This window comes from Aeromicrobium panaciterrae, from assembly GCF_039537165.1.
Classification (GTDB): Bacteria; Actinomycetota; Actinomycetes; order Propionibacteriales; family Nocardioidaceae; genus Aeromicrobium; species Aeromicrobium panaciterrae.
Genome location: NZ_BAAAZZ010000002.1, coordinates 2831640 through 2846630, shown reverse-complemented (window position 1 = coordinate 2846630; position 14991 = coordinate 2831640). Strand labels below are relative to the sequence as shown.

Sequence of the window (14991 nt, the reverse complement as noted above, 5' to 3'; positions counted from 1 at the left end):
GAACGTAGGAACACGAGATTTCAGGTCCGGGGTCTGCGTGTTACCTCGACGGAACAGTTGCCTCACGTACGGAGGTGGCGTCGTGTGAGATCTTCGGCGGATCACTCTCGGTCAACCAGTCGACGATGCCGCAGACGAGCTTCGTGCACCCTCCGCACCCGGTCGTCGCCAGCGTCGCACCGGCGAGCTCCTCGACCGTGGTGGCGCCGCCGTCCCAGGCATGCACGAGGTCGCCCTTGGTCACGCCGTTGCAGCGGCACACCGTGGTCGCGGCCGGCATCGTCGTGGGCGAGGCGCTCTCGACGACGCCGGTGGACCCGCTGCCCATCAGCAGGTGCATCGGGTCGATGGGGAGCATGCCCGGCCGGTCGAACTGCGTCGACAGGTGCGCTGCGAGATCTGGAGCGCCGACACAGGTGACACCGGCCAGCGTGTCGCCGCGCGCGACCAGCTCGATGAATCGACGCTCACGCGGATCGGACAGGGTGACGACGCGGTCGTGCTCGTCCGCGCTCGACGCCCGTACGCCCATCGTCACGACGCTCAGCCCCACGGCCTTGAGCCGCATCGCCGATCCCGCGATGGGCGGCAGCTCCAGGTCGCTGCCGTGCGCGATGCTGCGGGCAAGCGCCCGCGCCTGTGCCCATCCCGGTGCGACGAGACCACTCACCCCGCCTGAGGTCTCGGCGCAGTCGCCGATCGCGCAGATGTGCGGGTCGAGGGTCGTACGCAGGTCGTCGCCGACCACGATGCCGAGGTTGGTCTCGAGACCCGCGGCACCCGCGAGGCTCGTCTCGGGGACGGTGCCGGCGGCGAGCACGACCAGGCCGGCGGGATAGGTCGTCCCGTCAGCGAGGCAGACCGCCGTGACGCGACCGTCCGCGACGCTGACCGAGGCGATCGCCGCGTCCCCCACGAACGTGATGCCGAGGTCGCGGGCGGTGCGCTCGGCGATCTCGGCGACGTGGGGATCGAGGTCACGGTCGAGCATCGTCGCCATGATCGACATGACCGTGACCTCGACGCCGCGATGGCGCAGTCCGCAGGCCAGCTCGATCCCGAGCGGGCCACCACCGATCACGACCGCGCGCTCGACGTTCAGGGCTGCGGCCGAGATGTCACGGGCGTCGTCGAGGCTCCGCAGCACGTGGGCACCGCGAGGCAACCCGTCCCTCAAGCCCGGGATCGGGATGACCCGTCCACGGGAGCCGGTTGCCAGCACGAGGTGGTCGTACTCGAACTCACCATCGGCCGTCACGACGCAGCGCCGAGCCCGGTCGATCTCGAGGGCCGCGACACCGGGACGTACGCGGACGTGTCCCTGGTCAGGCGTCGGCAGGGCGAGCCCGGCCAGGTCGACCCGGCCGGCGACCAGCTCGGTCAGGAGCACCCGGTTGTAGGGCTCGTACGACTCCTCGCCGAGCAGGTCGACATCGATGTCGGGTGCGATGCGTCCCAGCTCGTCGACGAAACGGTTGCCGACCATGCCGGCTCCGACCACGACCACCTTCATGATGCTGCCCTCGCAATCTGGACGGCGCACACCTTGAACTCCGGCATGCCCGACACCGGGTCGGTCGCCGAGCTCGTCACGGCATTGACCATTCCGGCGTCGGCGAAGTGGAACGGGACGAACACGGTGTCAGGCCGGATGTCGGGGCTGATGCGCGCCTGGGCGACCATCGAGCCGCGGGTGGACGAGACGCGGATGTCGTCGAGGCCCTCCACGCCGATGCGCGCGGCGAGCAACGGGTGGATCTCGACGTACGCATGCGGCATCGAGTCGTTGAGCCTGGCGACACGGCGCGTCTGCGCGCCCGACTGGTAGTGCTGCAGCACCCGCCCGGTCACGAGCCACACGGGCGCTTCAGCACGGATCACGTCGTCCGGACCGACCGGACGCACTGCCACCATCGTGGCCCGGCCCGTCGGTGTCGGGAACGACTCGGAGAACAGCCGCGGGGTCCCCGGATGGTCCTCCGATGGGCACGGCCAGTAGAGCGCCTCACCTGCGTCGAGGCGCTCGTACGAGATGCCCGCGTAGTCCGCGCGCCCGCCCGCACTGGCGCGCCGGAGCTCGTCGAACACCTCGCGGGGCTCGGTGGACCAAGTGCTGGGTGCGTCGAGCCGCCCGGCGAGCTCGGCGAAGATCTCGAGCTCGGACCGTACGCCGGTGGGCGCCTCGACCGCCTTGCGCCGCCGCAGCACCCGGCCCTCGAGACCCGTCATGGTGCCCTCCTCCTCAGCCCACTGGGTCACCGGAAGCACGTAGTCGGCCAGCATCGCGGTCTCGGACGGTACGAAGTCGCACACCACGACCAGGTCGAGCTCCTCGACCCGGCGGCGTACGGCGGTCGCATCGGGTGCGCTGACGAGGACGTTGCTCCCGTGGACGAACAGTGCCCGCGGGCCGTCGGGCGCGCCGAGGCTCAGCAGGAGCTCGACGGCAGGTATCCCGGGTCCCGGGATCAGCCCGGGATCGACGCCCCAGACACCGGCGACGTGCTCGCGCGCCGCAGGGTCGGCGATCATCCGGTAGCCGGGCAGCTGGTCGGACTTCTGACCGTGCTCACGGCCGCCCTGGCCGTTGCCCTGTCCCGTGATGGCCCCGTAGCCGCCGCGCTCCGCGCCCACGAGTCCCAGCGCCAGAGCGAGGTTGATGACGGCGGTGACGGTGTCGGTCCCGTCGACGTGCTGCTCGGATCCCCGGCCAGTCAGCAGGAACGCACCTCGGCCGCCGCGATGCGGGCTGGCGTCGGCGAGCGTACGAGCGATGCGGCGCAGCTGCGTCTCCGAGACTCCCGTCGTGGCGGCGACCCGCTCGGGCCACCACTCGGCGACGCTGCGGCGCAGTGCGTCGACGCCGTCCACCCGGGCCGTGAGGTAGTCGTCGTCGGCCAACGACTCGGCGAACACGATGTGCAGCAGTCCGAGGACCAGGACGAGATCGGTGCCCGGCACCAGCTGGGCATGCTCACCCGCACCCTCCTCGGTGAGCCTGGCCGTCGCGCTGAGGCGCGGATCGACGACGACGAGCCCGCCGCGCTCTCGTACGTTCCCCAGGTGCTGGACGGCCGGAGGCATGGTGTCAGCGAGGTTGCTGCCGAACAGCGCCACGACGTCGGCATCGTTGAGGTCCGTCAGCGGGAACGGCAGCCCGCGATCGACCCCGAGCGTACGGTTGGCGGCCGCCGCGGCCGACGACATGCAGAAGCGGCCGTTGTAGTCGATCAGCCGGGTCCGCAGTGCGAGCCGGGCGAACTTGCCGAGCTGGTAGGCCTTCTCGTTCGTCAGCCCTCCCCCGCCGAACACCGCGACACCGTCCGGCCCGTGCGCAGCCTGGATCGCCTGCACCCGTGCCGCGATGTCGTCGAGCGCCTCGTCCCAGGTCACCTCGACATAGCTGCCGTCGGGCGTACGGCGGAGCGGCGTCGTGATGCGGTCCTGGGCCCTCAGGAGCTCGGCGCTGGTCCAGCCCTTCTGGCACATGCCGCCGACGTTGGTCGGGAACGCCCGCGGCTCGGCGGCGATGGGATCGCCGCCGAGCTTCTGGGCGCACTGGAGTGCGCAGTACGGACAGTGGGTGTCAGTCATCGGGTGTTCACACACCTGCCTTTGCCATCGTGGCCGACTTGCGGCTGTAGAAGTACCAGGTCACCGCGAGGCACACCACGTAGAACCCGGTGAACACGATGAACGCTGTCTTGACGGCCTCCACCGGATCGTCGACCCACGGGGATCCGAAGAAGATCGGGATCACGAAGCCACCCAGCGCGCCGATCGCACCGGCGATACCGATGACGGCTGACGACTCCTTGGTCGCCTTGGACTCGGCGGCAACACGATCGGGCGAGCCGTCGGGACCTGCGTCGGCTGCCATGCTCTTCCAGATGTGCGGGATCATCCGGTACGTCGATCCGTTGCCGATGCCCGTCGCCGCGAAGACGAACAGGAACGCGATCAGGAAGAACGGGAAGATGTCGGAGTTGTGGTTGACCGCGGAGACGACCTCGGGGGTGAAGCCGGGGAACGTCGACGGATCCTTCGCCCAGGCCGCCAGCTTCTCCGGCGGAGCGACTGGAACCGGCTTCAGCAGGGTCAGTGTGTAGAACACGGTCAGCGTGCCGATGATCATCGCGATGAAGGTGTACAACGTGACCTTCGCACCGCCGTACTTGTCGGCCAACCAGCCACCGAACGGCCGGGCGATCGAGCCCACCAGGGCACCGAGGAACGCGTAATAGGCGAAGTTGATGCCGATGGACTCGGTCGGGATCGGCGAGCGGAAGAAATTGATCTTGATCAGCAACGGCATCGCAGCCGAGTAGCCGATGAACGAGCCGAACGTACCGATGTAGAGGAACGACATGATCCAGGTGTGCTTGTACTTCACCACGGCCAGCTGGTCGCGCGGCTTGGAGTAGGCGGACGTCAGGTTGTTCATGAAGAAGTACGCACACGCTGCTGCGATGACGGCGAGGCCCGCGTACAGGTAGCCCGCACGCTGCAGGGTGATGCCGCTTTCACTGGCCTTGACCAAGCCGAAGATCGCGGCTCCGCCGACCACGGCCGGCAGGAACAGCTGGATGATCGCAACACCGAGGTTTCCGCCTGCGGCATTGAGCCCGAGAGCCGCGCCCTTCTTCCTCGCGGGATAGAAGAAGTTGATGTTGGCCATCGACGACGCGAAGTTGCCGCCACCGAAACCAGCCGTCGCCGCAATCGCGACGAATACCCAGTACGGAGTGTCGGGACGCTGAACGAAGAACGCAAACAGCAACGTAGGGATGAGCAGCAGCAAGGCGCTGGCGATGGTCCAGTTGCGGCCGCCGAACTTCGGCACCGCGAACGTGTAGGGCAGTCGGATCAGCGCGCCGACCAGGTTGGGCACGGCGACGAGGAAGAACAGCTGCTGTGGCGTGAAGTTGAAGCCGACCTTGACCAGCAGCACCGAGCTGACGCTCCACAGCAGCCACACCGAGAAGCCGAGGTGCTCGCTGAAGATCGACCAGATCAGGTTGCGCCGCGCGACCTTCTTGCCGGTGGACTCCCAGAACGCGGGGTTTTCGGGCTCCCAGTCGTCGATCCAACGACCGGTGCGATGAGTGGCTGCGGGCTGTGGGGCCGACGAGTTGTCGGGAGGACTGGCGACGACGCTTGTCATGGGACGCTCCGTGGTCGGCGATCCCGCACGGTGCGGAATCTCGTGACCTTGAACGTATGGACGGCGTGTTTCGGCCGAAGGTGTCCTGCGATCAGGAGTGGGTAACACTCTCTGCACGGTCGACTGGCAACGGTTGTGAGATCGACGGCGCGAGCGTGCACAGCATCGACGAGGATGTCCAAACGCCCGGGAGCCACCATGTGCTCGACGTTAGGCAGGCGACGTTTCAGTCACCACGAGCTCGTATGAGCGCGAGGTAACGCTGTCCTCACAGTGCGGCGCTGGCGACTGTGAAGTCAGGCCTCGAGGACGACCGGGAGGATCATCGGGCGACGGCGGAGCTTGCGACCGACGTACGAGCCCAGCACCCGGCGGATGACCTGCTCGAGCTGCCGGGAGTCGTGCGCGCCCTCCTTGAGCGCCTCCTCCAGCGCCGACACGATCTTGGGCATGATCTCGTCGAACGCCGAGTCGTCCTCGGCGATGCCGCGGGCATGGATCTCGGGACCCGACAAGATCTTGCCGTTGGTCGAGTCGATCACGACGACGACCGAGATGAAGCCCTCCTCGCCCAGGACCCGGCGGTCCTTGAGCTCGGAATCGGTGAGGTCACCGACCGACGAGCCGTCGACGTATACGTAACCGCACTCGACCGCACCGACGATCGAGGCGTGGCCGTCGACCAGGTCGATGACGTAGCCGTCCTCGGCGAGGATCACGTTGGGGACACCCGTCGCCGTGGCGAGCTTGGCGTTGGAGTGCAGGTGACGGATCTCGCCGTGCACCGGCATCACGTTGCTCGGCTTGACGATGTTGTAGCAGTAGAGCAGCTCGCCGGCCGACGCGTGGCCGGACACGTGGACGAGTGCGTTGCCCTTGTGCACCACGTTGGCGCCCAGCTTGGTGAGACCGTCGATGACGCGGTAGATCGCGTTCTCGTTGCCGGGGATCAGCGACGAGGCGAGGAGCACGGTGTCACCCGGCTCGAGGCTGACCTGCTGGTGGCTGTTGTTGGCCATGCGCGACAGCGCCGCCATCGGCTCGCCCTGCGAACCGGTCGACATCAGCACCATCTTGTTGGGCGGCGCCGCGTCGATCTTGTCGACGACCACGCCGTCTGGGACGTGGAGGTAGCCGAGGTCGCGAGCGATCTGCATGTTGCGGACCATGGAGCGGCCGACGTACGCAACCTTGCGTCCGTGCTTGTGGGCCGCGTCGATGACCTGCTGGATGCGGTGCACGTGCGAGGCGAACGACGCCACGATGATGCGGCCGCTGCTGCTGGCGAACACCGTGTCGATGGCCGGCGTGATGCTGCGCTCCGACGTCGTGAAGCCCGGCACCTCGGCATTGGTGGAGTCGGTCAGGAACAGGTCGACACCCTGCTCACCCAGGCGGGCGAAGGCGCGCAGGTCGGTGATGCGACCGTCGAGCGGGAGCTGGTCCATCTTGAAGTCGCCCGTGTGCAGTGCGACTCCGGCCGGCGTCTTGATCGCGACGGCGAGCGCATCCGGGATCGAGTGGTTGACCGCGACGAACTCGAGCTCGAACGGCCCGAACGACTCGACCTGTCCCTCGGTCACTGTGTGCGTCGGCGCGTCCTTGAGTCGGTGCTCCTTGAGCTTGGGCGCCAGCAGCGCCAGGGTCAGCTTGGACCCGATCACCGGGATGTCGCCGCGCTCGCGCAGGAGGTAGGGCACGCCGCCGATGTGGTCCTCGTGGCCATGCGTCAGCATGATGCCGACGACGTCCTTGAGACGGTCACGGATCGGGCCGAAGTCGGGGAGGATCAGGTCGACGCCGGGCTGGTGCTCCTCGGGGAAGAGCACCCCGCAGTCGACGATCAGCAGCTTGCCGTCGTACTCGAAGACGGTCATGTTGCGGCCGATCTCACCGAGTCCGCCGAGCGGGATGACCCGCAGCGCACCGCGTGGGAGAGCAGGCGGCGGATCGAGTTCGAGGTGCATGTGGCTCATTCAGGCCTAGCTTTCGAGAAGGCCCGACGCCACCAGTCCATCGCGAATGATCGCGACTTCCTCTTCGGTGGCCTCGGGCAGGGGTGCACGCATCGTGCGGTGCTCGAGAACGCCGAGGAGCTCGAGAGCTGCCTTGGCGGTGATTGCACCCTGCGTGTAGTTCATGATCGCCTTGACGGCGGGAAGGAGGCGGTCGTTGATCGATCGCGCCTCGGGAAGATTGCCGGCGTCGACCGCAGCGACCATGTCGGCGTACTGACGAGCCGCAGCGTGGGAGACCACGCTGACGACACCGCTGGCACCCATGGCGAGCCACGGGAGGTTGACGACGTCGTCGCCGGAGTAGATCTTGATGCCGGTCTCGCGCATCAGCCAGGCGCCACGGTTGAGGTCGCCGACGGCATCCTTGACCGCGACGATCAGCGGGTTGCCGGCGAGCGCGGCGTACGTCTCCTCGGCGATCGTGATGGAACTGCGGCTCGGGATGTCATAGAGCATCACGGGCGTGTCGTCGCCCGCGCGAGCGATCTCCGTGAAGTGCGAGAGCAGGCCCGACTGCGGAGGCTTGCTGTAGTAGGGCGTCACGACGAGGAGCCCGTCGGCGCCGGCCTTCTTGGCCTGCTCGGCCAGCTCGATCGAGTGCCGCGTGTCGTTGGTGCCGACACCGGCCACGACGGTGGCACGATCGCCGACCGCCTCGATGACGGCCGAGAGCAGCAGTCCGTCCTCAGCCACCGTCGTCGTGGGCGACTCGCCGGTCGTACCGCTGATGACGAGGCCGTCGCTGCCCTGGTCGACGAGATGGGACGCCACCTTTTGCGCAGCGGCCAGATCGAGCTCACCGTCGCGGGTGAACGGCGTGACCATGGCGGTCAGCACGCGCCCGAACGGCGCGGCCTCGGTGGCGAGCGGTGACGTCATACGTCGAGGCTACCGCTTCGGCCCCTCGGGCGACGGGCAGGATGTACGTGTGACCGAGGACATTTACGACATCGACACCGCGTCCGTGGCCCGAGGAGACGGTGTACGCGACCTCGTGCTGACCGATCGGTGGAACACACCCCTCGGCAAGCCCAATGGCGGCTACATCCTTGCCGCGATGCTGCGGGGTCTCGGCGAGGAGATGAAGGCCGATGAGCCGATGGTCGCCGCGATCACCTACCTCGCCTCCCCCGAGACCGGCGCGGCCGAGCTGCGCACGACGGCACTGCGCCACGGGCGTCGCGTGCAGACCGGCGAAGCGTCGCTCTGGGAGGGCGAGCGCCACATCGCCGAGCTGCTGGCGAGCTTCGGGCCGCGTACCGGCGGACGTACCCACGAGCTCGGCACGCCTCCCAACCTGCCACCACCCGACGAGTGCGCCGACCCGCGCGGCGAGGGCCTCGCCGGCGGGATCTTCGACCGCGTCGACTACCGCCTCGCCTCTCGTCCGGGCTGGGTCGATGGCAACCCCAGCGGCGACCCGACGGTCGAGCTGTGGCAGCGACTCACCGGCGGCCGCGAGATCGACCTGCCTGCACTCGCGTTCCTGTGCGACGCCTACGCGCCGCCCGTGCTCGAGCTCGGTGAGCTGCAGTCGATGACGGTCCAGCTGACGGTCCACCTGCACCGCCGCCCCGCGCCGGGTTGGATCGCGACGCGCCTCACCACCCGACACGTCGTCAACGGCTTTCACGAAGAGGACTGCGAGCTGTGGGACGAGGCGGGCAACCTCGTCGCCCAGAGCCGCCAACTAGCAATCCTGCTCTAAGCACCACCGAGATTTGATGGATTTTGGCCCTTCCCAGCGGTGCCGACGGGCCAAGATCCATCAAATCTGGTGTGGATACTCGGCCGGTTCGCACAGGCACACGCTGGCCACTCGATCTCGGGACGTGTGGCAATGCTGAATTGAGCCGTGACCACGTCAATTCCCGCCGCCCTCGCCTGCGGTCCGTTCACCACTGCAACGGCTGCTGAGCTTGGCGTCTCGCGCAAGGTCCTGCGCGGTTCACGATTCGTACGCCTGTTTCCTGGAGTGCACGCAGTAGCCGATCTCGAGCTCAGTGGAGCTGATCTCGTCAAGGCTGCGCAGCTGGCAGTCGGCCCACACGCAGCCGCGAGTCATGAGTCCGGCCTCCTCGTCTGGGGCGTGGACATCGGCACGCGAGGGTCGGTGCACCTCACGACTCACCGTCGCAGCCCGACAGTTGTCGACGGCATCACGATGCACCGGTGCCTGGTTCTCGGTGCCGTCGCTGACGTCGGCGGATGCCGAGTCCTCTGTCCGGAGAGGTGCCTCGTCGACGCCGCCACCCGTCGTACGGTCACAGACCTCGTCATCGCAGGCGACTGGCTCATCCGGCTCGGTCACATGACGTACGAGTCGTTCTTCGAGTTCGTCCACACATTTCACTTCGACGGCGTCGTGAAGAGCCGCCGGGTCGCCGAGCATCTGGTCAACGGATCCGAGTCACCCCGGGAGTCGCTCGTACGCATGATGCTCGTGCTCGCAGGTCTACCAGCACCCGCATGCAACGTCTCGTACGGCGACGAGTCCCAGATCTTCGCCAGGTTGGACTTGTCGTACGTGGAATGGAAGGTCGCTGTCGAGTACGACGGCCGACAACACGGTCTCGACCTGGCACAACGCGAGCGCGACATACGGCGTCGAGAGGCGATGGAGCGGCTCGGGTGGACGTTCGTCGTCGTCACTGCAGCGCAGCTCGGAAAGCCCCGGGCGATCGTGCATCGGGTGCACCAGACGCTCAGGTCGAGGGGCTATGACGGCCCAGCGCCCGATTTCAGGCGGGAATGGCAGTTGTCGTTCGAGAAGTGATCGAATCTGGCCCAAATCTCGCCGCCAGAAGGGCCAAAACCCGCCAAATCTGGGTCAGGAGCGGTCGTAGGTGGCGATGTCGTAGCCGTCGTACGGCTCGCGCTCCGTCTCGACCCATTGCGACCAGTCGACCTCGGGGAACCATGCGTCACCCTCCGGTGAGAGGTGTACGTGCGTCACGACCATGCGGTCGACCACGTCATGGGCCAGCGCCTCGGCAAAGACCTGCGCGCCACCGATGAGGAACACCTCGTCGTCGCGGCCGAGTCCACGCGCGAGCGCGTCGGTCAGGGTGTGCACCACGACGACGCCCTCATCGGCACCCCACGCCGTGTTGCGGGTCAGCACGATCGACGTACGACCCGGCAGCGGCTTGCCGATCGACTCGTACGTCGTGCGACCCATGACGATGGGATGACCCATCGTCAGCTCCTTGAACTGCTTCTGGTCGCCGGTGCGCGGCCACGGCATGTCGCCGTCATTGCCGATGACACCGTTCGCACCGATCGCCACGACGATCGTGACGGTCATACGGCGATCGGAGCCTTGATCGCCGGGTGCGGCTCGTAGCCGGTGACCTTGACCGAGTCGAGCGTGAAGTCGTCGATCGAGGTGATCGACGGGTCGAGCCACAGCTCGGGAAGAGCTCGGGGCTCACGGGTGAGCTGCTCGCGCGCCTGGTCGAGGTGATTGACGTAGAGGTGCGCATCGCCCAGCGTGTGCACGAAGTCACCGACCTCGAGGCCGGCGACCTGCGCCACCATGTGCGTCAGCAGCGCGTAGGACGCGATGTTGAACGGCACGCCGAGGAACACGTCGGCCGAGCGTTGGTACATCTGGCACGAGAGCTTGCCGTCGGCGACGTAGAACTGGAAGAACGCGTGGCACGGCATCAGTGCCATCGCGTCGAGCTCGGCGACGTTCCATGCGCTCACGACGTGTCGCCGTGAGTCGGGGTTGGTCCTGATCTGCTCGATGACCCGCGAGAGCTGGTCGATGTGCTCGCCGTTGGGTGCCGGCCAGGAACGCCACTGGTAGCCGTAGACGGGCCCGAGGTCGCCGCTGTCGTCGGCCCACTCGTCCCAGATCGTGATGCCGTTGTCGCGGAGGTATGACGTGTTGGTGTCACCAGCGATGAACCACAGCAGCTCGCCGACGACCGACTTGAGGTGGACCTTCTTGGTCGTCACCAACGGGAATCCCTCGCGGAGGTCGAACCGCATCTGGTGGCCGAACACGCTCTTGGTGCCGGTGCCGGTGCGGTCACCCTTGTCGACACCCTCGTCGAGGATCCGTTGGACAAGATCGAGGTAGGCCCGCATGACCGCAGACTATCAATCGGGGACGACGGATCGTGTGCGAAACTCTGAGCATGCCGAGCCGTGATAGGTCCACGTCACCGCGCGAGATCCGCAACTTCGCGGCACTGCAGCTCGGCCTCACCGGAGCCTTCCTGGTGGCGCTGTTCTGGATCTGCGGTGGCCGAGACGCCGACTACCCGCCGACCTGGCTGGCGATCGCGCTGGTCCTGCCGCTGTTCCTGGCTGCGTTCTTCGCCGAGCGGGTGTGGCTGTCGGGCAAGCCGCTCAGTCCCGATGCCGACGCATTCCAGGTACAAGCCGACGCGCTCGACGCGTTCACGTCCCAGACCTTGCGCAAGATGCTGTACGTCGAGGCGGCCATGCTGCCGGCGGTCATCGTCGCGTTCGTCGGCTCGTACGGCGCCTGGCCCATCGTGATCGTCGGTTTCCCCGGCATCCTGCTGCTGGCGTGGGAGATCTGGCCGACCCTGCGCAATGTCGCCCGCGCGGCTGTGATGCTCGAGTCCAAGGGGACCACGTCGGGTCTCGTCGACGGCTTCAATGCGCTGTGAGCCACGGCACCCCGCGTGACACAATGGCGATCCGCGGGATCAGTGGACCGAGGGCGGTAGCCCGACGACTCCACGCGTTGTACCTCGCGGAGTCCATCTGAAAAATGGAAATCCATGCGGTAATCCGCTTCGGCGGCCGGGGTTCGAATCCCCATCTTGCTGTTCGCAGGTCGGCGGCCTTCGGGCATCGCGTGACGGGCTCTGCGGGACTCCGGGTCCCCCGCCCCGAGCTCGAGCCGACCTGCGAACGGTCCACAACCAGAAGGAGCACACCATGGTGACCGTGATGCCTTACGAGCGCTGCGTCCACTACCGCCACGGCAAGCTGGATGGTGTCCTCGAACCCGGCAAGCACCGGTTCTGGGGCCTTGGCCACGACCTCGTGCCGGTCGACGTGCGTGTGCAGCTGTTCGACGTACGGCCCCAGGAGGTGCCGACCTCTGACGGCATCACGGTGAAGGTCAGCGCGTCGGCCCGTACGCAGGTCGTCGACCCGGTCGCGTTCCACGAGTTCACCGAGGACCCTCATGGCTTCGTCTACGACGCGGTCAAGACCTGGATCCGCACCACGGTTCACGCCCTGAACCTCGACGAGGTCATTGCCGGAATCACCGTCGACCAGACCCCGACCGAGGTCGCCTCGGCGGCGGCCGCCGTGGGCCTCGAGATCACCGGCTTCGGCGTGCGCGATGTCCTCATCCCGGGCGAGATCCGACGCGCCACGGAGGACCTGGTGACGACGCGTCAGCGCTCACACATCGCGCTGGAGCAGGCCCGTACTGACGTGGCCGTGCTGCGCGCGCTCGCCAACAGCGCCAAGGTCCTCGAGGACCACCCCGCACTGGCAGCGGTACGTCTCGCCGAGACAGCTGCGACACACGGCGGCACGGTCATCATCGAGCGGCCCATCGCGTGAACGCAGACGTCAGCGCTCGGCTCGCCTGGCCGGACGACGCGAGTGCGATGGCGCACGTCCAGGTGGCTGCGTGGCGAGCCAACTATGCCGAGCTGATTCCGGCAGCCGAGCTCGACGGCCTCGATCCTGCGCTGCTCGCCGAGCGGTGGTCCATCACGATCAGCTCCCCCAAGGACGCCCGCATGCGGGTGCTGGTGGCGCTGGAGCGGGCAGACGTACGCGGATTCACGCTGGTGCACCCGTCGTACGACCCCGACAGCGACCAGGTGGCTGACGGTGAGGTCGGCGAGTTCATCATCGATCCCGAGCACCAGCGAGCCGGTCACGGGTCGCGGCTGCTGCAGGCCGCCGTCGACACGCTCAAGGCCGACAAGTTCACCCGTGCCGTGTGGTGGGTCGGCTCGACCGACGACGCACTGCGCACGTTCGTCACCGAGTCCGGCTGGGAACCCGACGGCGCGCACCGCGAGCTGGCCGCGGAGGACGGAACCACGATCAAGCAGATCCGGCTGCACACGAGCCTGGCGTGACGTCCGATCGATCCGTCATCGTCGACTCGCTCGGGGTCGGTCTGGCCACAGGCGCGTACGGCGTCTCGTTCGGCGCCCTCTCGACGTCATCGTCCGGGCTCACGGTGCTGCAGACGTGCGTGATGTCGCTGTTCGTGTTCACCGGTGCCACCCAGTTCGCGTTCATCGGCACCGTCGCCTCGGGCGGCAACCCCGTCGCCGGCGCCCTCACCGCAACCTTGCTGGGCAGCCGCAACCTGTTCTACGGGCTGAGCATCGCCCAGAAGCTGCGTCTCTCCGGCCCGGCTCGACTGGCGTCCGCGCACCTCGTCATCGACGAGTCCACCGCGACGTCGGTCACCCGCGACACGACCCGTCAGGCCCGACTCGGGTTCTTCTGGACGGGTCTGTCGATCTTCGTGCTGTGGAACATCACCACACTGCTCGGAGCGATCGCCGGGGAGAACATCGGCGACCCCAAGACGTACGGCCTCGACGCTGCGGTCGGTGCGGCATTCCTCGGTCTGCTGTGGCCGCGCCTCGCTACCTGGCAAGGAAGGCTGGTGGCACTCGTCGGTGCGGCCGTGGCGCTGGGCGCCATACCGCTGACATCTCCCGGCATCCCGATCATCATCGGCGGAGCGGTTGCTGTCCTGCTGGGCATGCTGTGGCAGCCCAGGGAGCGCACATGACAGCGCTCTGGTGGGGGATCATCGTGATGATCGTGTGCTGCTTCGCCCTCAAGTACGCCGGGCTGTCCGTGCCCGAGCACGTGCTCGACCACCCGGTGACGGTGCGCGCGGCCAACCTCATCCCTGCGGCGCTCCTGGGCGCCCTGATCGCGGTCCAGGTGTTCGGCGACGGCTCGTCGCTCACCATCGACGCACGTGTGCTCGCGCTCGGTGTCGCAGCAGTGCTGCTGATGTTGCGCGTACCGTTCTTGCCGATGGTGTTCATCGCCGCACTTGTCGCGGCGCTCGTACGGCAGCTCTAGAGACCCAGCACGCTCTCCAGGCCGATCGTCACGCCGGGCCTGCTGCTCACGGCCTTCACCGCGGCGACGACGCCAGGCATGAAGGAGTCGCGGCTGCTCGAGTCGTGCCTGATCGACAGCGTCTCCCCCACGCCGCCGAGCACGACGTCCTGCGAGGCGACGAAACCACGCGCGCGTACGGAATGCACCGGTACGCCGGCCACCCTGGCGCCGCGAGCTCCATCTGGGTCGTCGCTCGTCGCGTCCGGCAGCGGCGCCGAACCAGCGTCCTGACGGGCCGCCGCGATGAGCTCCGCCGTACGTGTCGCCGTGCCGGACGGCGCATCGATCTTGTCGGGGTGGTGCATCTCGATGACCTCGACCGACTCGAAGAACGGCGCAGCTGTGGCGGCGAACTTCATCATGAGAACGGCACCGATCGAGAAGTTGGGAACGATCAGCACACCCGTGCTGGGCTCGAGCGCCCGGACTTCAGCGATCTTGGCGTCGTCGAATCCCGAGGTGCCGACCACCACGTGCACACCGTGCTCGATGCACCACCTCACGTTGTCGAGCGCCACGCCGGGCTGGGTGAAGTCGAGCGCCACCTCGGCGCCCGCGTGGGCGATCGCCTCGATCGAGTCGTCGACGTCAACCTTGGCGACCACCTCGAGGCCTGCGGCGGTCAGCGCCTCGACGGAGGCCGTGCCCATACGTCCCTTGGCGCCCAGCACCGCGACTCGTGTCATGGCGCCCAGCCTA

The 14991-nt window shown here is 67.6% G+C and carries 15 protein-coding genes; 7 read left to right on the top strand and 8 right to left on the bottom strand.

The genetic code is table 11. The features are described from left to right. Positions 1-40 precede the first annotated feature (40 nt). The 5 genes from ABD683_RS14860 to dapA form a co-directional block, all read right to left on the bottom strand. Entirely contained in the window at positions 41-1513 is a 1473-nt protein-coding gene (locus tag ABD683_RS14860) for an FAD-dependent oxidoreductase (protein WP_344770749.1), read from the bottom strand. After that, complete coding sequence (locus ABD683_RS14855; protein ID WP_344770748.1) at positions 1510-3594, bottom strand: molybdopterin oxidoreductase family protein; 2085 nt, start codon at positions 3592-3594, stop codon at positions 1510-1512. Before ABD683_RS14855 ends, ABD683_RS14860 begins: the two co-directional genes overlap by 4 nt. Before the next feature lie 7 nt (positions 3595-3601). Next, the gene (locus tag ABD683_RS14850; RefSeq protein WP_344770747.1) at positions 3602-5164 is read right to left on the bottom strand and encodes an MFS transporter; all 1563 of its coding nucleotides are present in this window, start codon (positions 5162-5164) and stop codon (positions 3602-3604) included. Positions 5165-5460: 296 nt separating this feature from the next. Further along, a complete protein-coding gene (locus tag ABD683_RS14845; protein ID WP_344770746.1) occupies positions 5461-7140 on the bottom strand; it encodes a ribonuclease J in 1680 nt (559 codons plus the stop codon). Between the two features lie 6 nt (positions 7141-7146). After that, the gene (gene dapA, locus ABD683_RS14840) at positions 7147-8061 is read right to left on the bottom strand and encodes a 4-hydroxy-tetrahydrodipicolinate synthase (RefSeq protein WP_344770745.1); all 915 of its coding nucleotides are present in this window, start codon (positions 8059-8061) and stop codon (positions 7147-7149) included. Positions 8062-8110: 49 nt separating this feature from the next. Between dapA and ABD683_RS14835 the strand changes: the two genes are divergently transcribed. Both ABD683_RS14835 and ABD683_RS14830 read left to right on the top strand, forming a co-directional pair. Next, entirely contained in the window at positions 8111-8890 is a 780-nt protein-coding gene (locus ABD683_RS14835; protein ID WP_344770744.1) for a thioesterase family protein, read from the top strand. 147 nt (positions 8891-9037) lie between these two features. Further along, positions 9038-9958: a hypothetical protein gene (locus ABD683_RS14830; RefSeq protein ID WP_344770743.1), complete on the top strand. Its 921-nt coding sequence runs from the start codon at positions 9038-9040 to the stop codon at positions 9956-9958. A 54-nt stretch (positions 9959-10012) separates the two neighbouring features. Here the strand turns inward: ABD683_RS14830 and ABD683_RS14825 are convergent, their stop codons facing one another. Further along, entirely contained in the window at positions 10013-10489 is a 477-nt protein-coding gene (locus tag ABD683_RS14825; RefSeq protein WP_344770742.1) for a dihydrofolate reductase, read from the bottom strand. Next, on the bottom strand, positions 10486-11280 hold the full coding sequence (locus tag ABD683_RS14820; protein ID WP_344770740.1) for a thymidylate synthase: 795 nt from the start codon (positions 11278-11280) through the stop codon (positions 10486-10488). The genes ABD683_RS14825 and ABD683_RS14820 overlap by 4 nt, the downstream gene beginning before the upstream one ends. Positions 11281-11330: 50 nt before the next feature. Here ABD683_RS14820 and ABD683_RS14815 point away from each other — a divergent pair, with 50 nt between their 5' ends. The 5 genes from ABD683_RS14815 (at position 11331) to ABD683_RS14795 (ending at position 14250) form a co-directional block, all read left to right on the top strand. Beyond that, positions 11331-11831, top strand: a complete 501-nt coding sequence (locus tag ABD683_RS14815; protein WP_344770739.1) for a hypothetical protein — start codon at positions 11331-11333, stop codon at positions 11829-11831. A 274-nt stretch (positions 11832-12105) separates the two neighbouring features. Next, entirely contained in the window at positions 12106-12747 is a 642-nt protein-coding gene (locus ABD683_RS14810; RefSeq protein WP_344770737.1) for a slipin family protein, read from the top strand. Beyond that, a complete protein-coding gene (locus ABD683_RS14805; RefSeq protein ID WP_344770736.1) occupies positions 12744-13277 on the top strand; it encodes a GNAT family N-acetyltransferase in 534 nt (177 codons plus the stop codon). The genes ABD683_RS14810 and ABD683_RS14805 overlap by 4 nt, the downstream gene beginning before the upstream one ends. Next, positions 13274-13948, top strand: coding sequence for an AzlC family ABC transporter permease (locus ABD683_RS14800; protein ID WP_344770735.1), 675 nt, complete (start codon positions 13274-13276; stop codon positions 13946-13948). The genes ABD683_RS14805 and ABD683_RS14800 overlap by 4 nt, the downstream gene beginning before the upstream one ends. Further along, positions 13945-14250, top strand: a complete 306-nt coding sequence (locus tag ABD683_RS14795; RefSeq protein ID WP_344770734.1) for an AzlD domain-containing protein — start codon at positions 13945-13947, stop codon at positions 14248-14250. The genes ABD683_RS14800 and ABD683_RS14795 overlap by 4 nt, the downstream gene beginning before the upstream one ends. Here the strand turns inward: ABD683_RS14795 and dapB are convergent. Further along, the gene (dapB, locus tag ABD683_RS14790) at positions 14247-14978 is read right to left on the bottom strand and encodes a 4-hydroxy-tetrahydrodipicolinate reductase (protein ID WP_344770733.1); all 732 of its coding nucleotides are present in this window, start codon (positions 14976-14978) and stop codon (positions 14247-14249) included. The two genes, ABD683_RS14795 and dapB, sit on opposite strands and share 4 nt — an antisense overlap. Positions 14979-14991: the final 13 nt, after the last annotated feature.

Bases quoted from the DNA above. Each gene is read 5' to 3' on its own strand.
- ABD683_RS14860 (WP_344770749.1), bottom strand. From the start codon at position 1,513: ATGAAGGTGGTCGTGGTCGGAGCCGGCATGGTCGGCAACCGTTTCGTC.
- ABD683_RS14855 (WP_344770748.1), bottom strand. From the start codon at position 3,594: ATGACTGACACCCACTGTCCGTACTGCGCACTCCAGTGCGCCCAGAAG.
- ABD683_RS14850 (WP_344770747.1), bottom strand. From the start codon at position 5,164: ATGACAAGCGTCGTCGCCAGTCCTCCCGACAACTCGTCGGCCCCACAG.
- ABD683_RS14845 (WP_344770746.1), bottom strand. From the start codon at position 7,140: ATGAGCCACATGCACCTCGAACTCGATCCGCCGCCTGCTCTCCCACGC.
- dapA (WP_344770745.1), bottom strand. From the start codon at position 8,061: ATGACGTCACCGCTCGCCACCGAGGCCGCGCCGTTCGGGCGCGTGCTG.
- ABD683_RS14825 (WP_344770742.1), bottom strand. From the start codon at position 10,489: ATGACCGTCACGATCGTCGTGGCGATCGGTGCGAACGGTGTCATCGGC.
- ABD683_RS14820 (WP_344770740.1), bottom strand. From the start codon at position 11,280: ATGCGGGCCTACCTCGATCTTGTCCAACGGATCCTCGACGAGGGTGTC.
- ABD683_RS14815 (WP_344770739.1), top strand. From the start codon at position 11,331: ATGCCGAGCCGTGATAGGTCCACGTCACCGCGCGAGATCCGCAACTTC.
- ABD683_RS14810 (WP_344770737.1), top strand. From the start codon at position 12,106: ATGGTGACCGTGATGCCTTACGAGCGCTGCGTCCACTACCGCCACGGC.
- ABD683_RS14795 (WP_344770734.1), top strand. From the start codon at position 13,945: ATGACAGCGCTCTGGTGGGGGATCATCGTGATGATCGTGTGCTGCTTC.
- dapB (WP_344770733.1), bottom strand. From the start codon at position 14,978: ATGACACGAGTCGCGGTGCTGGGCGCCAAGGGACGTATGGGCACGGCC.